Annotated in this window: 21 protein-coding genes and 1 tRNA gene; all 22 read left to right on the top strand. The window is 43.3% G+C overall.

Annotated features, from left to right (window positions below; translation table 11 throughout):
• Nucleotide 1 precedes the first annotated feature (1 nt).
• The 22 genes from rsmH (at nucleotide 2) to htpX (ending at nucleotide 20,507) form a co-directional block, all read left to right on the top strand.
• The gene (gene rsmH / locus VZT47_RS00940; RefSeq protein WP_330223098.1) at nucleotides 2-934 is read left to right on the top strand and encodes a 16S rRNA (cytosine(1402)-N(4))-methyltransferase RsmH; all 933 of its coding nucleotides are present in this window, start codon (nucleotides 2-4) and stop codon (nucleotides 932-934) included.
• Between the two features lie 42 nt (nucleotides 935-976).
• A complete protein-coding gene (locus VZT47_RS00935; RefSeq protein ID WP_330223097.1) occupies nucleotides 977-1,360 on the top strand; it encodes a cell division protein FtsL in 384 nt (127 codons plus the stop codon).
• Between the two features lie 197 nt (nucleotides 1,361-1,557).
• Nucleotides 1,558-3,063, top strand: a complete 1,506-nt coding sequence (locus VZT47_RS00930) for a UDP-N-acetylmuramoyl-L-alanyl-D-glutamate--2,6-diaminopimelate ligase (RefSeq protein ID WP_330223096.1) — start codon at nucleotides 1,558-1,560, stop codon at nucleotides 3,061-3,063.
• 2 nt (nucleotides 3,064-3,065) lie between these two features.
• Complete coding sequence (locus tag VZT47_RS00925) at nucleotides 3,066-4,457, top strand: UDP-N-acetylmuramoyl-tripeptide--D-alanyl-D-alanine ligase (protein ID WP_330223095.1); 1,392 nt, start codon at nucleotides 3,066-3,068, stop codon at nucleotides 4,455-4,457.
• The gene (mraY, locus tag VZT47_RS00920; protein ID WP_330223094.1) at nucleotides 4,447-5,412 is read left to right on the top strand and encodes a phospho-N-acetylmuramoyl-pentapeptide-transferase; all 966 of its coding nucleotides are present in this window, start codon (nucleotides 4,447-4,449) and stop codon (nucleotides 5,410-5,412) included. The genes VZT47_RS00925 and mraY overlap by 11 nt, the downstream gene beginning before the upstream one ends.
• 92 nt (nucleotides 5,413-5,504) lie before the next feature.
• Nucleotides 5,505-6,854: a UDP-N-acetylmuramoyl-L-alanine--D-glutamate ligase gene (gene murD / locus VZT47_RS00915; protein ID WP_330223093.1), complete on the top strand. Its 1,350-nt coding sequence runs from the start codon at nucleotides 5,505-5,507 to the stop codon at nucleotides 6,852-6,854.
• Nucleotides 6,855-6,866: 12 nt separating this feature from the next.
• Complete coding sequence (gene murG / locus VZT47_RS00910) at nucleotides 6,867-7,973, top strand: undecaprenyldiphospho-muramoylpentapeptide beta-N-acetylglucosaminyltransferase (protein ID WP_330223092.1); 1,107 nt, start codon at nucleotides 6,867-6,869, stop codon at nucleotides 7,971-7,973.
• Nucleotides 7,974-7,988: 15 nt separating this feature from the next.
• Nucleotides 7,989-9,383, top strand: coding sequence for a UDP-N-acetylmuramate--L-alanine ligase (murC, locus tag VZT47_RS00905; protein ID WP_330223091.1), 1,395 nt, complete (start codon nucleotides 7,989-7,991; stop codon nucleotides 9,381-9,383).
• A 29-nt stretch (nucleotides 9,384-9,412) separates the two neighbouring features.
• Nucleotides 9,413-10,315, top strand: coding sequence for a D-alanine--D-alanine ligase family protein (locus tag VZT47_RS00900; RefSeq protein ID WP_442877406.1), 903 nt, complete (start codon nucleotides 9,413-9,415; stop codon nucleotides 10,313-10,315).
• Nucleotides 10,316-10,338: 23 nt separating this feature from the next.
• Nucleotides 10,339-11,208, top strand: coding sequence for a cell division protein FtsQ/DivIB (locus VZT47_RS00895; RefSeq protein ID WP_330223089.1), 870 nt, complete (start codon nucleotides 10,339-10,341; stop codon nucleotides 11,206-11,208).
• Between the two features lie 157 nt (nucleotides 11,209-11,365).
• Nucleotides 11,366-12,394 (top strand): cell division protein FtsZ, encoded by a 1,029-nt coding sequence (gene ftsZ / locus VZT47_RS00890; RefSeq protein WP_330223088.1) that lies wholly within the window; start codon nucleotides 11,366-11,368, stop codon nucleotides 12,392-12,394.
• Nucleotides 12,395-12,463: 69 nt separating this feature from the next.
• On the top strand, nucleotides 12,464-12,970 hold the full coding sequence (gene nrdR, locus VZT47_RS00885; protein WP_330223087.1) for a transcriptional regulator NrdR: 507 nt from the start codon (nucleotides 12,464-12,466) through the stop codon (nucleotides 12,968-12,970).
• The gene (gmhA, locus tag VZT47_RS00880) at nucleotides 12,960-13,535 is read left to right on the top strand and encodes a D-sedoheptulose 7-phosphate isomerase (RefSeq protein ID WP_330223086.1); all 576 of its coding nucleotides are present in this window, start codon (nucleotides 12,960-12,962) and stop codon (nucleotides 13,533-13,535) included. Before nrdR ends, gmhA begins: the two co-directional genes overlap by 11 nt.
• On the top strand, nucleotides 13,528-14,040 hold the full coding sequence (locus VZT47_RS00875) for a D-glycero-alpha-D-manno-heptose-1,7-bisphosphate 7-phosphatase (RefSeq protein WP_330223085.1): 513 nt from the start codon (nucleotides 13,528-13,530) through the stop codon (nucleotides 14,038-14,040). The genes gmhA and VZT47_RS00875 overlap by 8 nt, the downstream gene beginning before the upstream one ends.
• Nucleotides 14,041-14,043: 3 nt before the next feature.
• The gene (locus VZT47_RS00870; protein ID WP_330223084.1) at nucleotides 14,044-15,033 is read left to right on the top strand and encodes a glycosyltransferase family 9 protein; all 990 of its coding nucleotides are present in this window, start codon (nucleotides 14,044-14,046) and stop codon (nucleotides 15,031-15,033) included.
• Nucleotides 15,034-15,047: 14 nt separating this feature from the next.
• Nucleotides 15,048-15,833, top strand: a complete 786-nt coding sequence (locus tag VZT47_RS00865; protein ID WP_330223083.1) for a TrmH family RNA methyltransferase — start codon at nucleotides 15,048-15,050, stop codon at nucleotides 15,831-15,833.
• Between the two features lie 37 nt (nucleotides 15,834-15,870).
• Nucleotides 15,871-16,734, top strand: a complete 864-nt coding sequence (locus VZT47_RS00860) for a ChbG/HpnK family deacetylase (RefSeq protein ID WP_330223082.1) — start codon at nucleotides 15,871-15,873, stop codon at nucleotides 16,732-16,734.
• A gap of 70 nt (nucleotides 16,735-16,804) precedes the next feature.
• The gene (locus VZT47_RS00855; RefSeq protein WP_330223081.1) at nucleotides 16,805-17,260 is read left to right on the top strand and encodes an amino acid-binding protein; all 456 of its coding nucleotides are present in this window, start codon (nucleotides 16,805-16,807) and stop codon (nucleotides 17,258-17,260) included.
• Nucleotides 17,257-18,558: a homoserine dehydrogenase gene (locus VZT47_RS00850; RefSeq protein ID WP_330223080.1), complete on the top strand. Its 1,302-nt coding sequence runs from the start codon at nucleotides 17,257-17,259 to the stop codon at nucleotides 18,556-18,558. Before VZT47_RS00855 ends, VZT47_RS00850 begins: the two co-directional genes overlap by 4 nt.
• Nucleotides 18,545-19,468, top strand: a complete 924-nt coding sequence (gene thrB, locus VZT47_RS00845; protein WP_330223079.1) for a homoserine kinase — start codon at nucleotides 18,545-18,547, stop codon at nucleotides 19,466-19,468. The genes VZT47_RS00850 and thrB overlap by 14 nt, the downstream gene beginning before the upstream one ends.
• Before the next feature lie 48 nt (nucleotides 19,469-19,516).
• Nucleotides 19,517-19,593: transfer RNA gene (locus VZT47_RS00840), tRNA-Pro, on the top strand.
• Nucleotides 19,594-19,643: 50 nt separating this feature from the next.
• Nucleotides 19,644-20,507, top strand: a complete 864-nt coding sequence (gene htpX, locus VZT47_RS00835; RefSeq protein WP_330223078.1) for a zinc metalloprotease HtpX — start codon at nucleotides 19,644-19,646, stop codon at nucleotides 20,505-20,507.
• The last annotated feature ends 3 nt before the right edge of the window (nucleotides 20,508-20,510 follow it).

Here is a 20,510-nt window from a genome sequence, read left to right as displayed (position 1 = left end):
CATGGAATTTCAGCATACTACAGTTTTGCTGCATGAGATGATTGATTCAGTGATTACTGATCCTCATGGTATATATGTGGATTGCACCCTTGGAGGCGGGGGGCATTCTCTGGCACTTTCTGAAAAACTGGAGAAAGATGCATTGATTGTCGGTATCGATCAGGATGAGGAAGCTATCACGGCGGCTTCTGAACGATTGAAGGGAGTCTCATCTAGAACTATCTTCATAAGGGATAATTTCTCCCATATAAATAAGATCCTCGATTCGTTGCATATGGATCAGGTGAATGGATTTATCTTTGATCTTGGGGTTTCTTCCCACCAGCTTGACGATGGGGAACGCGGATTCTCTTATATGCATAATGGCAGATTGGATATGAGGATGGATCAGAGAAACCCGTTGACAGCCTATGATGTGATCAATTCATACTCAGAGGATGAACTTGCAAGGATTATTAACGAGTATGGTGAAGAACGGTGGGCTCGAAGAATTGCCCAGTTTATCCTTCGGTTCAGGGAAGAGCATCCTATAGAAACTACCGATGCCTTGGTATCCGTGATTAAGGCTGCCATACCGGCCAATGCGAGGAGAAACGGTCCACATCCGGCAAAGAGGACTTTTCAGGCTATACGGATTGAAGTGAATAATGAACTTGGAATTTTAAAGCAGGTAATGGAAGATTGTGCGGCACACCTGACGCCTGGCGGCCGGCTTGGCGTTATATCGTTTCAGTCCCTTGAAGATAGAATCATAAAAAGGACATTTAGAGAAATGGAAAGAGATTGTATATGTCCTCCGGACATTCCAATCTGTGTATGCCACCATCACAGGATTGTAAAAAGTGTGGGAAAACCGGTCAAACCTTCGGATAAAGAAATCAGTGCTAATCCGAGGGCCCGTAGTGCTGTTTTAAGGGTAGTTGAGAAGTGCTGAAGCAATAATTCTGACAGAACATCAGCAGGGGAGAGATCATAAATGATTACTCAGACATTACAGAGCGTTGATTATATAAATTCAATGCCGACAGATATAGTTATTTCCGGAAAAAAAGATTATGAATCAACCAGAGGAATATTTCACAATGTCATTCTGGGGATTCTTATGATCCTGATGCCTTTCATGATCAGTACATTTTTGAATAGTGTAAATGTACAGTCTGAATACAATATGCAGCGTATCCGTGCAGAGGTTATGACACTGGAAAAGCAGAATGTTGTTATGAAGCTGGAAGTTACAAAACTAAGCGCTCCTGTAAGGATTCAGAAAATTGCAGAGACAAAACTTGGTATGAATTTACCGGTTCGGAATATTTACGGAAGCTCTGACGTCAGCCAACTTTCTGAACACGGCCGTCGATGAATGAAAGGCTTCCCTTTTTTGAACAATTTATCTTAATAGGTGGGGTGGAATCCGATGTCTGATTTCATTATATTTCCCTTGCTGTTTTGACCTTAATTTTAAAGCGGCCTTTTTGATGGGCCGCTATTGTACTTTTATTTGGTTTAAGCTATCATAAATAATGACGCATAATTGAAATTTTTCAGAGGTGATTCAGGTTGAAAAAATTATCCGATTTAGCAGCTATGACCCCTGTTGTCCGCGTACAGGGAAATATGGAGGTTTTCATCAATGATATAACGGCAGACTCCAGACAGGTCGTGAAAGGCGGTCTGTTTATCTGTCTTTCCGGTGCTCATGTAGATGGTCATGACTTTGTCAGTTCTGCAGTAAATAAAGGGGCCTCGGCCATTGTAGCTGAAAAAGAAGTGAATGTTCCTGATTCTGTAACGGTTTTGTATGTAAAAGACACCAGGCAGGCCATGGAAGATATGGTTCCATACTTTTTTGATTATCCGTCCAGAAACATGAGGATGATTGCCCTGACAGGAACTAATGGAAAAACAACAACCACCCATGTGGCTGCACATATTCTTCACCATGCAGGCTTTAAGACGGGGGTTATTGGAACTATTCATGCACTGATTGGCGACCGGGAATTACCCACGCATAATACCACTCCGGATGTTATTGATCTCGAACGGCTCCTGGCACAAATGGCGGAAGAAAATGTCACCCATGTATGTATGGAAGTATCTTCCCATTCTCTCGTACTTGGAAGAGTCAGAGGATGCGAATTTGATGATGCCGTTTTCACTAATCTGACTGAAGACCATCTTGATTTCCATAAAACTATGGATAATTATGCTAAAGCGAAAGCAATCCTCTTTAATATGGTTTCTTCCGAAGGACAGCATAAAACCGGTAAGTCGGCATGGATTAATAAGGATGATCCTTATGCACATGTCATGGCAGAAGGCGTAAAGAACAGAAATATCTGCAAACTACATACATACAGTATGCTTGATCCGTCTGCGGATCTCTATGCTTATGACAGCCGGTTTACAGGTAAATCCTCCAGTTTTAAGCTGAAATATGATGGGGAAATTTATACTGTAGAAACAAAACTGGCAGGAAGATTTAATATCTATAATACCCTGGCTGCCATTGGAGCTTCTCTCTCTGAAGGTATTTCCATGAAGGATATCCTGGAAGCCATGAAGGATTTTCATAGTGTACCCGGCAGGTTTGAACTGATTGATGAGGGACAGCCTTTTGCTGTTGTTGTCGACTACGCACATACGCCGGATGGATTGGAAAAAATACTGACTACCGCTCAGGAAATTACAAAGGGAAAAATCATTGTAGTATTTGGATGCGGCGGTGACAGGGACAGACTGAAACGGCCCATTATGGGACGTATAGCGGCCCGCAATGCTGATGTTGCCATCGTGACAAGCGATAATCCGCGTACGGAGGATCCTGAGGCTATAGTAAAGGAAGTTGCTGCCGGAGTGGAAGAAGTGAAGAAGAAAAAAGATTCTCTTCAGTATGAAATCCTCGTAGACCGCAGAACAGCCATTAATCGGGCGATCCATCTTGCCGGTCCTGAGGATATTGTGCTGATTGCAGGCAAAGGGCATGAAGATTATCAGATCTTGAAGGACCGTACGATTCACTTTGATGACCGGGAAGAAGCAAGGAAAGCACTGAAGGAGATTTAAAAATGGCTTCATTTACTGTGGACGAAATAATTAAGGCAACTAAAGCAGAGGTTCTACAAAAAGGAACAGCAGGATATGTGACCGCCGTAAGCACAGATACGAGGACTATCGGGCCCGGTGAACTTTTTATTGCCCTTACCGGCGATAATTTCAATGGTCATGATTTTCTTGAAGATGCTGTTTCCAGAGGTGCTGCAGCAATAATTATTTCTGATAAGTCCTATGTAAAGAAGATTGAAAATCCGGTCTTTGTCTTTGCTGTTTCAGATACAAAAAAAGCTTTGGAACAGCTGGCTCATTTTCATCGGATGCGTTTTAATATTCCTGTGATAGGCGTGACAGGTTCTAATGGAAAAACCACTACTAAGGATATGATTTATTCGCTGCTGTCTACCCATTTTAAGGTTTGTGCAACGCAGAAGAATTTTAATAATGAAATCGGACTTTCTGCAACGCTTCTTTCCATGACGGAGGATACTGAAGTCTGTGTTGTGGAAATGGGAATGCGAGGGTTCGGACAGATTGCAGAACTATGTTCTGTGGCTTCCCCCAATATAGGTGTGGTTACCAATGTGGGAACTTCTCATATCGGAATTCTTGGAAGCCAGGATAATATCGGCAAAGCAAAAAAAGAATTGATAGATGCCCTGCCGTCGGATGGAATTGCCATTCTGAATGGCGACGATTCCCGGGTCAGCGCTATGGGAGATCATTTTGAAGGTAAAGTGATCAAGTATGGGATTAACGGGCGATATACGGTGCGGGGGAACGATATCCAATACGGTCCTGCAGGTACACGTTATGTATGTACCTGTTTTGACGAGGCTTTCAAGGTAAAACTGAATTTACTGGGAATTCATAATGTATATGATGCGCTTGCAGCTACTGCAACAGCGCGGGTTCTTGGAATCAGTCCGGAAAAAATACAGAAAGCTCTCAATGAATTTCATAATGCGGAGCAAAGGCAGTCCGTGTATAATGTTCACGGCATTTCTATAGTTGATGATTCGTATAATGCAAATCCTTTATCCATGGAAATGGCTTTCCGTTCCATTCGCCAATTGAAAGGCAATCATTATTTCCTCGTTCTGGGCGACATGGGTGAATTGGGTGATTTCAGCGAAGAACTTCATTATAAAACAGGACAGAAAGCTGCTGAAATTGGATTTGATGCGGTAATAACGGTAGGACCTCTAAGCAGGTTGATTGCACGCGGAGCGCTTGCCGGAGGAATTCCCTCAGCTTTATCTTTTAATTCTTGCGAGGAGGCCGCTCATTGTCTGATGGAAATGGTCCGTCCAGGAGATGTAGTACTGGTAAAGGGTTCACATTATATGCATATGGAAACAATACCGGCTTTGTTGAGAGGAGCTCTTGATAGGGATGGAAAGTAATTATTTGATATATCTGGCAGAAGCTGCGATTGTAACCGTTGTTCTTGGCTTTTTTGGTATTCCCTTGTTGAAAAAATTAAAGGCTCGGCAATCGGTACGGGAAGAAGGTCCTAAATCGCACCGGGTTAAAAGTGGAACACCTACCATGGGCGGTATTTTCATGCTTGCTGCTTCTTTGGTTGTTGTTTTTTTTAATAAAATGATAGATCCCGCTGTTTTATGGCTTTTATTCTTGACTATAGGCCATGGAATTTTGGGCTTTTTGGATGATTTCATCAAAGCTGAGAAGAAAAGAAATCTTGGATTAACAGCCAGACAGAAAATGCTTGGACAGCTTATCCTTGCGGGACTTTTCTGCTGGGGTGTTGTAGATACTCTTGGTCTGCCATTTTCTATTGCTATTCCATTTACACAGTGTGATATTTCCATCGGATGGTTCTATTATCCTTTTGTGATATTGGTCATTGTAGGAACATCTAATGCAGTTAACCTGACGGATGGACTTGATGGACTTGCTTCCGGATGCTGTATTATCGCATTTTCCGCTTATGCTGTTTACTGTTATATGACTGGCGTCAATGATCTTGGTTATTTTATCATCATTCTCGCCGGATCTTGCGCAGGCTTTCTCTTTTTTAATTATCATCCGGCGAAAGTTTTTATGGGGGATACAGGGTCTTTGGCTCTTGGTGGCGCGATTGCGGGGATTGCCGTTATTACCAGGACAGAACTTCTTTTAATTTTTTTAGGGCTTATTTTTGTGCTTGAAGCGTTGTCTGTTATTATTCAGGTGGCATCCTTCCAGCTGACGGGTAAACGGGTTTTCAAGATGAGCCCCCTGCATCACCATTTTGAATTATCCGGCTGGAGTGAAGTGCATGTGGTGTGGGCGTTCTGGTTTTTTGAAGGCCTTGCTGCCTGTTTGTCTCTCATTCTGGCAATTCGTAATTTATAACTCTGATGGTTGTATTGATTTATACTCTCCCAAATTTGGAAGTGATAGTTAATTAGTCTAATTTTCCCGGTGCCGATGAAGGAGGCATGCAAATGAAAAATGTATTGATTCTAGGGGCCGGAATCAGCGGCCTCGGCGCAGCACATGTGCTGCTTCGTCATGATATCCATGTGCTTATTTCCGACCTGAAAGACAATATTCAGGATAAAAAGGAACGGGCAGCACTATTGGAACAGGGGGCTGTTTTCCAGTTCGGACCCCAGTCAGAAGATTTGCTTGAAAATATTGATACTGTGGTGGTTTCGCCTGTCATACCGGCTGAAAATGTTATTGTTCAGGCTGCCAGAAAGAAGGGCATTTCTGTTATCAGTGAAGTGGAACTTGCTTATCAGGTGACAAAGGCCCCTATTCTTGCAATTACAGGTACCAATGGGAAAACTACTACCACAACGCTTTTGGGCAGTATGATCAGTAAAAGCGGTAAACCTTTTGCATTGGCGGGAAACCTTGGGATTTCCCTCAGCCGGGAAGCGGAATTGGTTCCGGAGAACGGGTTGATTGCAGCGGAAGTTTCCAGTTTTCAGCTGGAATTTATCAATACATTTAAGCCGAAGGCCGGAGTGATCTTGAACATAACACCGGATCATCTGGAACGCCATCATACAATGGAAGCATATGCGGCGGCTAAAGCTCGAATTTTCGAAAATATGGATTTTTCTGATTGTATTCTTCTTAACGCTGATGATCCGTATACTCCGGAACTGGCACGCAAAGCGGCATCCCATACCCGGGTATGCCTGCTTTCCACAAATCATGAAGTGGAAGAAGGGGCTTTTCTTGATAACAATGTGCTGACAATACGCCGTTCGGGTAAGGATATCCATCTCTGCAGTACTTCTGAAATGAAACTAAAAGGAAAGCAGAATTATGAAGATGCCCTGGCCGCTTCTTTCCTGGCTATAGAGGGTGGGGTTAACAGGGAAGTTATTATTTCCACTTTAAAAGAATTTACATCTCTACCGAACAGGATTGAATATGTAAGAACATTTCGCGGCGTCGAGTATTATAATGATTCCAAAGCCACCAATACTGATGCTGCAATAAAAGGTATGAGCGCATTTGATAAGCCGGTCATCCTCATTGCAGGGGGATATGATAAAGGTACTCCACTGGATGATTTCATGGCCGAAGTTAAATTGCATACGATTCATCTGATTCTTCTTGGGGCCGCTGCCGATCGCTTTGAAAAGACAGCGAAAAGGGCCGGCATAACTTCAATCTATCGTGTGGGGTCCATGGCTGAGGCTGTTACTACAGGTGAAAAACTGGCAGAACCTGGAGATATTGTCATTTTGTCTCCTGCCTGTTCGTCCTTTGATATGTATCATAATATGGAAGAACGGGGCATGGATTTCAAACGTCTTGTGAATGGTCTTAAATGATATGGTGATTATATGAAACGGATTATTTTATCAGGCGGTGGAACGGGTGGACATATTTATCCGGCTGTTACCATTGCAAGGGAATTGTCCTCTCTGGAGGATGTTGAATTCCTTTTCGTCGGTACGCCAAACGGAATGGAATCAAGAATTATTCCCAAGGAAGGATATAAGTTTGCCTCCATTCCTGCTTATGGTCTTAAGCGGGCTTTGACAGTACAGAACATCGGAATCCTTCTTAAAACTGCCGGAAGTTTGTTTAAGGCAAGGTCCATATTGAAACAGTTTAAGCCTGATGTCGTTATAGGAACCGGTGGTTATGTATGCGGACCTATACTTATGGCAGCTGCGCTCAGCCATATCCCTACACTTATCCAGGAACAGAATGTAATACCGGGAATTACGAATAAAATCTTAAGTCGTGTTGTTGATAAAATTGCTTTGGGTTATGAAGAAGCAAAACCTCGTTTCCCTCATCCGGAGAAGTGTATATATACCGGGAATCCGATCAGACCGGATATTGTGGCAGCAGCCCGGGAAGAATCCAGAAAGAAACTGGGAATACCGCATGATACTTTTATGGTACTTGTTACCGGAGGAAGCAGAGGGGCCCGTTCTATTAATAATGCAATGGCTGATGTTCATGATTATTTCAAAGATACGGATAATCTCTGCCTTTATCATGTTACCGGGACTCTGGAGTACGATAAAGTCCTGAAATCAGTTCATGCTTCTGATGATGGAAGGGTAGGCAAGGCCGGCAGAATCATAAAATATGAATACGATATGCCATCTGCCCTCGCGGCAGCTGATCTGATTATTTGCCGCGCAGGAGCCATCAGCCTTGCAGAGCTTGCAGCCCGGGGACTTCCTGCCATACTGATTCCATATCCGTATGCGGCTGAGGATCATCAGACCTTCAATGCCCGGGTATTCGTTGCAGCAGGAGCGGCTAAAATGATAGTTGATAAATATCTTACCGGAAAAGAATTGATTCAGGATATTGAATATCTGAAAAATATGCCGGCCGCACTTCATACCATGTCTGATGCTGCTTTTGGTCTTGGCAGGATTCATGCAGGTCAGGATATTGCCAGACTTGCGCTTGGTTTATGTAAATAACAAGGGGGGACTGTCATGGATTTGATGAAATATAAAAGTTTCCATTTTATCGGGATTGGTGGAATGGGAATGCGTGCTCTTGCAGAAATCCTCCTGGAAAAAGGACTTTCAATTTCCGGTTCGGATCTGGCCGATTCCCCGGCAATTGAAAACTTTAAAGCTCGGGGAGCATCCATCTTTATAGGGCATGCTCCTTCCAATGTTAAAGGGGCAGGTTGTGTGATTATTTCCTCTGCCATTTCTTCTGATAACCCGGAACTTGTGGAAGCGAGGAGGGAAAATATACCGGTTTTTCATCGCTCTGACGTACTTGCCGCACTTTTGGAAGAAGGAAAAGGAATTTCAGTTGCGGGTGCTCATGGCAAATCGACTACGTCTGCTATGGTGGGACAGATTTTTTCAGAAGCCGGAGAAGATCCTACCATTGTCCTTGGTGCCGCCGCTGACTATATCCATGGTAATTCAATACTTGGAAAAGGAGACTATGTAATCGCGGAAGCGGATGAAAGCGACGGTTCCTTTCTGAAATTCCATAATTTTATAGCTATAGTAACGAACGTGGAAGATGATCATCTGGATCATTATAAGACTGTTGAAAATATCAGAAAAGCTTTTACAGATTTTGTTAATCATATTACCTTTGCGGAAGGCGCTGCTTTTATGTGCCTTGACAGTGATGGCGTCAGGGCCATTTTACCCGGAATCCATTCGAAGGTAATTACCTATGGTCTTGATGATAAGGCTGATTACAGAGCTGTAAATATTCATTATGTTAACCGCCTGCTTTATTATGATATCCTTCACGAAGGGAAAAAGCTTGGAACTATCTGTCTTCATGTTCCCGGGCTGCATAATGTCAGGAATTCTCTGGGGGCCCTTGCCGCTGCTTCGTATTGCGGGATTCCTTTTGATGTGTCTGCAAGAGCCATCAGCCATTTCAAAGGGGCCAAGCGTCGATTTGAAACCAAATTCCATAATGAGGATTTATGGATAGTGGATGATTATGCACACCATCCTACTGAAATCAAGGCTACACTGAGGGCTGCAAAAGAGACCGGTGTAAAGCGTATCATCTGCGCATTCCAACCCCACAGGTATTCCAGGACACTTCTTTTGAAAGACGAATTCGCGGAAGCTTTTGATGATGCTGATGTGCTTTTCTTCACGGATATTTATGCTGCCAGCGAGGTTCCGATTCCGGGAGTAGATGGACATACGATTCCGGATGTCGTCCGGAACAGGCTTCCGGAGAAGGAAATCCATTATATCCCGAATGTCCAGGATATGTCTGATGCCTTATATGATTGCCTTAAGCCAGGTGATATGGTCATCACTATGGGCGCTGGGAGTATTTTTAAATCCGGAGAGGCTTTAGCACATTTAATGAAAGAAAAAGGTATGGAAAAGTGATTACCAAAGATTCAAATATCGTTGTATTAATGGGCGGCCCTTCGACAGAGGCCGAGGTTTCAAGAAACACGGGCAAAGCTGTTGCCGAAGCTCTATCAGCTATAGGTTATAAGGTTATTCCTATGGAATACGATCCTCGTCATGTTGTGGAAGATTTGAAATCTGTCGAAGCTGAGGCAGTCTTTATAGCGCTTCATGGAAAATATGGGGAGGATGGCACGATCCAGAGCGTACTTGAACTTGCCGGGATTCCCTATACCGGTTCCGGTGTGACATCGTCTGCTATTACAATGGATAAAATAATGAGCAGCTACCTCTTCAAGCAATCCGGACTTCCAATGGCCCATTCAAAACCATATTTTCTTAAAGATGGAATTGAGACCGTTATGGATGATATAAAAAAGGAATTCGTATTTCCCGTAGTTCTTAAGCCGGCATGTGAAGGCTCCACTATTGGTATTGAAATTGTCAGGAATGAAAATAATCTACAGGCTGCGCTTGAAAGGGTATTTCATGTAGAGCCTCGTATCCTGGCAGAAGCATATCTTGATGGTGATGAATTCACTGTTTCTGTACTGGATGGTATGGCGCTTCCTGTGATACAGATTTGTCCACATTCCGGTCAATATGACTATCATTCCAAGTATACAAAGGGGGCTACGGATTATATTGTGCCAGCTCCTATTTCGGACGAACTGGCTTTACAAATGAAATATGCGGCGGAGCAGGGTTATAAAGTAGCTGAATGTAAGGGTGCCGTCCGCTTTGATTTTAAGGCAGATAAAGAAGGCAGGCCTTTTATCCTTGAAGCCAATTCTATCCCGGGAATGACTTCGACCAGCCTGGTTCCTAAAGCCGCTGCGGCAGCAGGTATATCTTTTTCTTCCCTTTGTGAAAAAATTCTTTTGGAAGCCGGTCTCGGTAAAGTTTGATTTACTAAATTTTGGTTATCAATATGAATGATTTTAAAAGTTTTAATGAATTCATCGAAGAACAGCATGGTCATTCAACGAAAGCCGATTCGAATTTGGATGTAGTGGAAAATCCGGAACAGCCTCCTGCGATTGGAAATATCATTTCTTTAAAATCGGAGAAAAAACGTAAACATAAAGGAAATCGAAAAAGCTCCTTAAGATCCAATATCTTGATAGGTTTTTCTGTAATTATTATATTTTTCCTTGCGTTGCTTCTGCTTCCCGTGCCTTTGGGATATATTGTTTTAACCGGTTCCGATATTCTAACCGTAGATGATATTCTTTTTGAGGGAAAAATCTGGCAGCCCGTCAATGTGCTCCAAATCAGTACTTCACAGCTTGAGGAGAGACTTTCCCGGGATATCCGGATTGATTCTGTTCAGGTACATAGAAAATTTCCTCTGACTATGGAGGTTGTTGTACACGACCGTATCCCTATAGCCATCGTTCAAGGCGAATTTGGTTATGCGCTTGTTGATAAAGATGGTATTGTCATGGATACCGTTCAGTCTATCTCGAAAGTCACTGTTCCTCTCATTACGGGAAAAAGATTTGGAAATCTTCTTTTAGAAGATCGGATTTCAGGTTCCGATATAGACGAGGCACTTAATTTTCTTAATAATCTTTCGCCAGAAGGTATCAGAGTATTTTCGGAAGTAAATATTGGAAATCCGGAAAACATTAATGCGTATACCAGAGAGGGAATTGCTGTCCGTCTTGGCGATGGTGAACGTATGGAAGAAAGGGCCCGCCTGGCAGAAGACATGGTGGGAGATGTGAAAGCGAGAGGATTGTCAGTAGAATATCTTGATGCAAATCCTGCATCTGCTTTAATAAAGCTCAAAAAATGATATTTAATGAAATTTTATTTATTGTTTGTCTATAGTTGTGGCGAATTCCTTTAAATTATTGTACAATGTAAGATATGATTAAGAGGAAATAATCGGCCAATATAGATTGACCGCAGGTTTTGGAATAACAAACTGAAATCCTGAAGGAGGAGCAAATATGGAAGAGACCAGAATGGCTAACATTAAAGTAATCGGCGTCGGTGGAGGCGGAAATAATGCGGTTAACCGCATGATTGATGCTCAGGTTAAGGGCGTGGATTTCATTGCTGTCAATACGGAACGGCAGGTCCTTGACCTGTCCCAGGCAGAACAGAAGATTCAGATTGGGGAAAAGCAGACAAAAGGATTGGGAGCTGGTGCAAAACCGGAAGTTGGCGAAGCAGCTGCTGAAGAATCCAGAGATGAATTAGCTAAAGCACTATCCGGAGCTGATATGGTTTTCGTTACTGCAGGCATGGGCGGCGGTACCGGTACCGGTGCGGCACCAGTTGCAGCACAGTGCGCCAGAGAACAGGGTTCTCTTACCATCGCGGTAGTTACAAAACCTTTCAGTTTTGAAGGAAAGGTCAGAGCCAAAAATGCTGAGGAAGGCATTGCCAAATTAAAGCAGAACGTAGATGCAATTCTTGTCGTGCCGAATGATAAATTACTTGGTTTCCTTGATAAAAAAGTTACTCTGAAAGATGCATTCAGAACAGCCGATGATGTTCTTCGCCAGGGAATCCAGGGGATTACTGACCTGATTACAAATCCCGGTGTGATTAACCTTGATTTCGCCGATATTCGGACAATTATGAGTGACCAGGGTGATGCACTGATGGGAATCGGTGAAGGCACAGGAGAAGATAGAGCTACAGATGCAGCCAGAGCTGCTATCAATAGCCAGCTTCTTGAAAGAAACATTGAAGGGGCAAAGGGAATCATCATCAATATTACCGGGAATGATGATCTTGGCCTGTTTGAAATCAATGCGGCCGTTTCAGCTATCACTGAAGCTGCTGATCCCGAAGCAAATATAATTTTTGGGACTTCCGTGGATCCGAATATGGATGGAGATTCCATCAAGATTACTGTAATTGCTACAGGGTTTGGTGACAAGAAGAAGGCTCCGGCTGGAGGAAATAAATTCGGTACAACGGTTCGTACAAACCCGGGAATTACTGTACCTGACTTCCTCAGAAAATAAGATTGAACTTCTAAACCACACCGCCGCAGCAGTGTGGTTTTTCTTTTCAAAACGAAGGAAGAAAAAATTATGAAATGTCCTTATTGCAGCAGCCAGGATACCAAAGTCACCGATTCCCGTGATACAGATGATGGCGCATCAATCAGGCGCAGACGGCAGTGCCTTTCCTGTGGCCGCAGGTTCACCACATATGAAACGGTAGAGCAGATGCCAATCCGCGTAATAAAGAAAGATGGCAGCCGGGAACTTTTCAGTAAGAACAAGCTTCGGAGCGGCCTGATCAGGGCGTGCGAAAAACGTAATATTACATCGCAGCAGATAGAGAACATCGTCGAATCAGTAGAAAGAAAAATACGGAATGATTTCAAGCAGGAAGTTTCCACCGTGGAGATAGGGAATTTCGTGATGGATGAACTGAAGAAACTTGATCAGGTTGCCTATGTCCGTTTTGCATCTGTTTATCGTGAATTCAAGGATATTGGAAGCTTTATGGATGAGCTTCAGGCTTTAATGAACAATCAGAAGCATTCCGGCGAAAAGGAATTTTCACATGAAGACAAATTGCATGAACAATAATATTATCAACCAGTGTTTTGATGCTCACGAAGAAGTTGTTAATAAATGCCGGAATTTATTTCCCGTGATATCTTCCATGGCAAATATCTGTTATAAAGCACTTGCCGGTGGGCATAAGATTCTGATTTGCGGCAATGGAGGATCCGCAGCTGATGCACAGCATATAGCTGCCGAATTTGTAGGCCGTTTTCATAATGAAAGAATTTCCCTGCCTGCTATAGCCCTTACTACAGATACCTCTATCATTACAGCCGTGGCCAATGATTACAGCTATGACCGGGTTTTTGCCCGTCAGGTGGAGGGTCTCGGTTATGAAGGTGATGTACTTTGGGGTATTTCAACCAGTGGCAACAGTTCAAATGTTAATGCGGCATTGAACACTGCCCGCAGGAAAGGACTCACTACTATTGGATCATCAGGTAAAACTGGCGGAGCCATGGTCGATTTATGCGACGAAATTCTGATTGTGCCTTCTGATGTAACTGCTAGAATCCAGGAGATTCACATGCTTGCTGCTCATATTATTTGTCAGATGATTGATGATGCCGGATGGACCAATGAATAATAAAGCTGTATTCTTTGATCGGGATGGCGTATTAAACGTAGATACCGGATACCTTCATTCCATGGATCAGCTGCAATGGATTGAGGGAGCCAGAGAAACCGTTGCCTGGCTTACTGAAAGAGGCTGGCTTACTTTTGTTGTAACTAATCAGAGCGGAGTTGCCAGAGGTTATTACTCAGAGCAGGATGTGCAGAATCTTCATCTTGAGATGAATAAAGTATTTGAACAATGCGGAGGCAGGATTACCGAATTCTATTACTGCCCGCATTTGCCGGGGGCATCTGTTTCGCGGTATGACAAGGTATGCAGCTGTCGTAAACCTTCTCCGGGAATGATTTTGAAGGCCATGCAGGAGTATGATCTGCTGCCGGAAAGATGTTTTCTTTTCGGTGATGGCGAACGGGATATAGAAGCTGCTAAAAGAGCAGGAATCAAAGGATTCCTTTTTAATGGAGGGAACCTGGAAACGTTTGTTAAAAAGATGCTGCCGGACATAAGGGATTAAAGTATGAAGAATTTCAAAAATATTTTAATTATCAAAATGAGTTCTTTAGGGGATATCATTCATGCACTTCCGTCTCTCTACGTGCTGAGAAAAGCCTATCCCAATGCGCGGCTTACCTGGGCGGTTCATGAGGCTTTTGCGGGGATCCTCCCTGGTGAGCCATGGATTAACGAAATCTATATCGTGGACAGAAAGAAAATCAGAAATCTTTCCTATTTGCGCCAGGTCCACAGAGATTTACAGTCCTGTCATTTTGATTTGGTTATTGACTTGCAGATGATAGCCAAGAGTGCCGTTATTTCCGCCATTTCCGGCTGCAGCTGCAGAATTGGCTATCAGGATGCCCGCGAGGGCAGTTTCCTTGCCAGCAGGCCGATTTCCGGCATCCATAAAAATGACCATATTATAGAGCAGCTTCTTGATGTCATGCGATATCTGGGCTGTCCGGTTTCAGAAATTGAATTTCCTCTTCATGACTTTTCCAAAGAAATGGTTTCAGTTTCAAAACTCCTTGAAAAGAGGGGCGTTATTGGCCCCTATGTCGTTCTTGTACCGGGAACCAGGGGGGAGACTAAAAAATGGCCTCTCAGCAGCTGGGGGACACTTGCTGAGAGATTATCCTCCGAAAAGATTTTTAATATTGTGGCCGGAGTAAAAAGTGAACAGGGGATGGGGGAAATAATCCGAAAATATTCTCCGTCTTCCTATACTGTTAATCTTATGGGAGAAACAAGCCTTCTGGAACTGGCTGCTCTGGAAAAGATGGCGGCTCTGCATATATCCAGCGATACTGGTCCTTTGCATATTGCCAATGCAGTTCATACGCCTATAATTGCACTTTTTGGACCTACACTCCCTGACCGGAGCGGCCCATATGGAAATCCGAACTGTCACGTATTTCTTGCCAATCATCCCGGAACGAAAGAAAGCCATATGGACACGATTCCGGTTGAACAAGTTTATTTAAAAGCCCTGGAAATGATTCATTCATGAACGCGGAGACTTATATGGAAAATATAACAAGCCGTAATAATCATCTGATCAAGATTGCGTTGCAGCTGAAGCAGAAAAAATACCGCGACCGATATGATGCATTTCTCCTTGAAGGTTTCAGGAGTGCAGAAGATGCCTGTGGTCAAGGGATTGGTGACTGCACCTGTTTTATCAGTGAGGATGTTCAGGATAATCCCAGATTGAATAAGGTTATGGACGCTGCTAAACCGCTGCGCTGGCATTTCTCTTCAGTAACGTCTGGCATCATGAATCTGCTTTCCGGTACCGAACATGGTCAGGGTATCCTGGTAATTTCGCATAAAAAGAAATATGACCGTAATGATCTTTTAAAACCATTGAAAGGTCATTATGTAGTACTTGATTCTGTTCAGGATCCCGGTAATATGGGGACTATTTTGAGAACTGCAGCTGCTGCAGGTGTACATGCCGTTATTTTGACAGAAGGGTGCACCGATGTTTATGCAGAAAAAGTTGTACGGAGTTCAATGGGAAGTATACTTCGAATCCCGATTTACGAACATGTGGATATTGAGTTTTTAAAAAAATTCAGGAATTTATGTGGAATCCCTTTTTTCGGAACCGCATTACATCAATCGGTTCCTTACAAAGAGGTTGGTGCCGTTCCGGATGGCGTTTTTGTATTCGGCAATGAAGGCAATGGCATCAGGCCGGAAATTTTGGGTATGACCGATAAAAATCTATATATCCCACTGCAGGGGAATGTGGAATCTTTAAATGTTTCTATTGCAGCAGCGGTTATACTTTTTCATTTTTCTTGAAGGTTCAATATGGATATTTCCTCCAGAGGGGGATCTTATGACAAAATTCCTTATAGTAAATGCAGATGATTTCGGTATACATCCGGCAGTGAACCGGGCAGTTTGCCGTGGCTTTGAATCCGGTATTCTGACGAGTACATCCCTTATGGCAGGGGGGGCTGCATTTGAAGATGCTGTTCATATGGCCCGTTCATTGAAAGGTATCGGTATTGGAATTCATCTGACCCTGGTTGGCGGCCTTCCAACCGTACTTCCTTCAAAAGAGGTCCCTACCATTACCTGGGAAAATGGCCGGTTATGTTCTAATTATCTTGAGTTGATCAAGCGCGATCTGAGGGGTATGATCCGGATGGATGAGGTATATCGTGAATGGGATGCGCAGATTAGAAAGATACTGGATACCGGTCTTCCAATCACTCATATAGATGGTCACCAGCATATGCATATGTGGAATCATTTTTTCCCGATTGCCCTGACGTTGGCGCATAAGTATCATATCCCCTGTATGCGGGTACCGGATGAGCGGCTTCGTTTCGGCTTTGGTCTGAATCCCGGGACTATTTTCCGGTTCTCTGCTAAAAATGGCTTATCTTTTATGGCAAGGAATCATCGGGAAAAGATTCATGAAATGGGAATACACACGAATGATTATTTCTGGGGAATGATGTACGGAGGTCATTTTTATGAGTCCCGTATGCTTGATATTATTGATCGCCTTAAAGAGGGCGTCAATGAATGGATGTGTCATCCATCGGCTGATGCCAATGCCATGGAGGAATCTTTTCATTGGGGCTATCATGGGGAAGCAGAGCTTATGGGGATTACATCTCTGGCAGTCAGGAAAAAGTTGGAAATAAATGGAATAAAGCTTATTTCCTATGGTGATTTGACGAAAATTTAATTTTTTTAAAGACTTCCTGGTTTCATATGAATTTGAAATTCTTTCTGAACCGGTGGAGCGACCTTGAAATATGAGAAAAGACGAAAAACAGTTTTATCTGGTAGATCTTCAGATTTTACCGGAAGCAATCAAAAAAACTATAAAAGTAAAGGAAATGCTTAAAGATGGTACCTGTGGTTCAATTAATGAGGCTGTGCATCAGGTAGACATCAGTAGAAGCGCATATTATAAATATAAGGATCATGTTGCTCCGGCTATTGATGACAGGGAAGACTATTTTGTAGTATTATTTATAATCATGCAGGATGATATGACATTGTACAGCAGGATTTTGCGTCGTGTCTTAAAAGATCGAAACGAGCTTCTTGCCTGCAGCAAAACAAGGATATCAGATAAGTATGCGTCTCTTTTTATACATTTTCGAACAGAAGAAACAGAACTCAGCCTGCAGGATTTGAAGTATTCATTGACCGATATGAAAGGAATCCAGTCATTACTTATGAAATCGGGAGGAGAATTTAAATGAGAGATATTAACGTAGCGCTCCTGGGATTTGGTACGGTGGGAAGCGGTGTGGCCGAAACCATTTCTCGTAACGGAAAACTGATCGAAGACGTTATTGGCTGCCGTTTCCGGATTACCCATGTCCTTGTCCGGCATCCGGATAAGTATAAGAATCTTCCCGCTTTGCAAGGTGTTGACTTGACCAGTTCTTTTGATGACATTATCTCGGACGAAAATCTTAATATCATAATTGAGGTTATGGGCGGTATTCACCCTGCAAAAGAATATATTTTTGAAGCACTCAAGCATCATATCAATGTAGTAAGTGCAAATAAAGACCTGGTTGCACTTTTCGGCCCCGAAATCATGCATACTGCTATGGAAAATTCCGTGAATTTCAGTTGTGAGGCCAGCGTGGGCGGCGGCATTCCTATTCTTAGGCCCTTACATGATTCTCTGGCCGCTAATGAAATTGAAAGTATTATAGGAATTGTGAATGGTACAACGAATTTTATGCTTTCCAATATGGATGAAGCGGGCATAAGTTATAATGACGCCTTACGGGTTGCCCAGAAAAAAGGTTATGCCGAGGCGGATCCGACAAACGATGTTGCCGGCTTTGATGCTGCCAGAAAACTGGCAATCCTTGCTTCCATCGGGTTCCATGCTAATGTAACATTCGATGATGTCCTGGTTGAAGGAATTGAAAAAATATCCCAGAATGATGTCCAGTACGCCAGTGAAATGGGGTATACCATTAAACTGCTTGCCGTGGCCATCCGTATGGAGAATGGAATTGCACTAAATGTTTATCCGGCATTTGTTCCCAGAAACCACCCTCTGGCATCCGTAAAAGGTTCATATAATGCAATTTATGTAACAGGTAATATTGTTGATGATGTTATGTTTTACGGCAAAGGTGCCGGTTCGCTTCCTACAGCCAGTGCAGTGATGAGCGATGTAATCAGTACAGCCAAACATATTATGAACCATTCAACCGGGACCGGTATGATGCTGACGGAGACAAAGAGAATTCCTTTCTATTCTTCCCTTAAGTTGAAAAATTCTTACTATTTCCGGCTTATTGTAGATGATGTTACCGGTGTTCTTTCCCAAATCGCTTCTGCTTACGCTGATAATGATATCAGCATTAAAGAGGTTGTCCAGAAGAGCCGAATCGAGGATGCAGCCGAGCTGATGATTATTACTGAACAGACAGCGAGGGAAAATATTATTCATGTGGAAAAAGCACTGCAGGTTTTACCCTGTATGCGCCAGGTCGCAAATATTGTGAGGGTAATGGAAGATGACAGAAAATAAAACTTATATCGTCAGAGTCCCGGCAACAACGGCCAACATAGGGAGCGGATTTGATACTCTTGGTATGTCTCTTGGATTGTATAACGTAGTCCAGTTTGTGCCAGTTTCCGGCATGTCTCTTATCGATACGGAAATTCGGGCCGAAGGAGAAGGTGTAGGACAGATTGCCGCTGGTCTTGATAATATGATAATTAAGGCCATGGCAGAAACTGCTGAAAAAGCAGGCAGGAAAATTTCTGGCGGGAAAATGTATCTTATTAACCGTATTCCTTTCGCCAGGGGTCTTGGAAGCAGTTCCGCAGCTACTGCATCCGGTGTATTTCTTGCCAATATGCTTATGGGGGAACCCTTTAAGAGAAAAGATATACTTGATATTACAGCTGAGATGGAAGGTCATCCGGACAATGCAGCACCGGCCATTCTGGGTGGTTTCTGTATGGCCCTGCTGAAAGATGGAGAGGTCACTGCAGAAAGAATCGATATTCCGTCCCATTGGAAAGCTGTGGTTACTATCCCTGATTTTGAACTCCATACTGAAAAGGCAAGGGCTGTATTGCCCAAAAGCTATTCTCGGAGTGACGCAGTCCACAATATTGGGGCGGTTTCTTTCCTGATGGCTGCTTTCATGTACCAGAAACCGGAATATCTTAAATTCGGTCTTGATGATGTGATTCATGTACCTTACCGGCTGGGGCTGATTCCGGGGGCAGTTAAAGTTATTTCCAATGCGGAAAAAGCTGGCGCTTACGGGGCAACCATTAGTGGTTCTGGTCCAACTATTATTGCTTTTTCTCCAAAGGATAAGGCAGAAGAAGTAGGAAAAGCTATGGTACGGGGATTTGCTGAAGGAAATATAACTTCCCATTATCTTATACTTGATTTTGACCAGTCCGGTATTATGGCCGTCTGACTTGACAAAACCCCAATAATTGTGTATCCTATTATTTGTAACAAATGTCGGGACGTAGCTCAGTTTGGTAGAGCGCTACCTTGGGGTGGTAGAGGTCGCATGTTCGAATCATGTCGTTCCGACCATTTTTTTATTTATACATATTTATTTTTTTCTATAGGAAGGAGCAACTTTATTGAACAGAATTAAATCTGTAATTCTTTTAACACTTCTCAGCATAGTCCTGATGGCAGTTGGGGGGACAGTAGGAGGAAGACAAGGAGCTTTTATGATGCTGATTTTTTCCTTCGCTATGAATTTTTACACCTATTGGAATTGTGATAAAATGGCACTTAGGGCCTATAATGCCCGGGAGCTCAGTGAGAATGAAGTACCTGAACTTTTTGAACTGGTACGTGAATTGACAGATAGAGCTCATATGCCGATGCCAAAGCTTTATGTATTACCGACTGACGTCCCGAATGCCTTTGCTACAGGCAGAAATGAAAATCATGCAGCCGTGGCGGTAACAGAAGGAATTCTTTCCATGTTGGATCGTGATGAACTGGCAGGAGTTATAAGTCATGAGTTGTCACATATCCGCCATCGTGATACACTGATTATGACACTGGCGGCTTCTATCGCTACAGCTATCAGCTACATTGCCAATATTGCACAGTGGGCAGCCATATTTGGAGGCGGACGGGATGAGAATGGCAATAGTTCCAATCCGATTGCTCTTCTTGTCACCGTATTTGTGTCCCCGATAGCGGCTACTTTGATACAGCTGGCTTTATCCAGGTCTCGCGAATTTATGGCTGACGCTTCCGGGGCGGCCATTTCAGGAAAGCCCCTCGCGCTGGCAAGCGCTTTGATGAAACTTGACGCCTATTCCCGCCACAGGGTCATGGCCAATGCAAAACCTGCCACGTCCGGTTTATTTATTATTAATCCTTTAACCGGCGCCGGCGGTATGGCAAATCTGTTTTCAACCCATCCTTCTACGGAAGAAAGGGTAGAGAAGCTGCGTGAAATTGCAGCAGAAATGCATTCTTATTAAGGA

Origin of the sequence: Dialister sp. (genome assembly GCF_036343215.1) — a bacterium.
In the GTDB taxonomy this organism is placed as follows: domain Bacteria; phylum Bacillota; class Negativicutes; order Veillonellales; family Dialisteraceae; genus Dialister.
This window is presented reverse-complemented; position numbering and strand designations above follow the sequence as displayed.

What these genes read in the sequence shown, in the direction of transcription:
- rsmH (WP_330223098.1), top strand. Translation starts at nt 2, where the DNA reads ATGGAATTTCAGCATACTACAGTTTTGCTGCATGAGATGATTGATTCA.
- VZT47_RS00935 (WP_330223097.1), top strand. Translation starts at nt 977, where the DNA reads ATGATTACTCAGACATTACAGAGCGTTGATTATATAAATTCAATGCCG.
- VZT47_RS00925 (WP_330223095.1), top strand. Translation starts at nt 3,066, where the DNA reads ATGGCTTCATTTACTGTGGACGAAATAATTAAGGCAACTAAAGCAGAG.
- mraY (WP_330223094.1), top strand. Translation starts at nt 4,447, where the DNA reads ATGGAAAGTAATTATTTGATATATCTGGCAGAAGCTGCGATTGTAACC.
- murD (WP_330223093.1), top strand. Translation starts at nt 5,505, where the DNA reads ATGAAAAATGTATTGATTCTAGGGGCCGGAATCAGCGGCCTCGGCGCA.
- murG (WP_330223092.1), top strand. Translation starts at nt 6,867, where the DNA reads ATGAAACGGATTATTTTATCAGGCGGTGGAACGGGTGGACATATTTAT.
- murC (WP_330223091.1), top strand. Translation starts at nt 7,989, where the DNA reads ATGGATTTGATGAAATATAAAAGTTTCCATTTTATCGGGATTGGTGGA.
- VZT47_RS00900 (WP_442877406.1), top strand. Translation starts at nt 9,413, where the DNA reads ATGGGCGGCCCTTCGACAGAGGCCGAGGTTTCAAGAAACACGGGCAAA.
- VZT47_RS00895 (WP_330223089.1), top strand. Translation starts at nt 10,339, where the DNA reads ATGAATGATTTTAAAAGTTTTAATGAATTCATCGAAGAACAGCATGGT.
- ftsZ (WP_330223088.1), top strand. Translation starts at nt 11,366, where the DNA reads ATGGAAGAGACCAGAATGGCTAACATTAAAGTAATCGGCGTCGGTGGA.
- nrdR (WP_330223087.1), top strand. Translation starts at nt 12,464, where the DNA reads ATGAAATGTCCTTATTGCAGCAGCCAGGATACCAAAGTCACCGATTCC.
- gmhA (WP_330223086.1), top strand. Translation starts at nt 12,960, where the DNA reads ATGAACAATAATATTATCAACCAGTGTTTTGATGCTCACGAAGAAGTT.
- VZT47_RS00875 (WP_330223085.1), top strand. Translation starts at nt 13,528, where the DNA reads ATGAATAATAAAGCTGTATTCTTTGATCGGGATGGCGTATTAAACGTA.
- VZT47_RS00870 (WP_330223084.1), top strand. Translation starts at nt 14,044, where the DNA reads ATGAAGAATTTCAAAAATATTTTAATTATCAAAATGAGTTCTTTAGGG.
- VZT47_RS00865 (WP_330223083.1), top strand. Translation starts at nt 15,048, where the DNA reads ATGGAAAATATAACAAGCCGTAATAATCATCTGATCAAGATTGCGTTG.
- VZT47_RS00860 (WP_330223082.1), top strand. Translation starts at nt 15,871, where the DNA reads ATGACAAAATTCCTTATAGTAAATGCAGATGATTTCGGTATACATCCG.
- VZT47_RS00855 (WP_330223081.1), top strand. Translation starts at nt 16,805, where the DNA reads ATGAGAAAAGACGAAAAACAGTTTTATCTGGTAGATCTTCAGATTTTA.
- VZT47_RS00850 (WP_330223080.1), top strand. Translation starts at nt 17,257, where the DNA reads ATGAGAGATATTAACGTAGCGCTCCTGGGATTTGGTACGGTGGGAAGC.
- thrB (WP_330223079.1), top strand. Translation starts at nt 18,545, where the DNA reads ATGACAGAAAATAAAACTTATATCGTCAGAGTCCCGGCAACAACGGCC.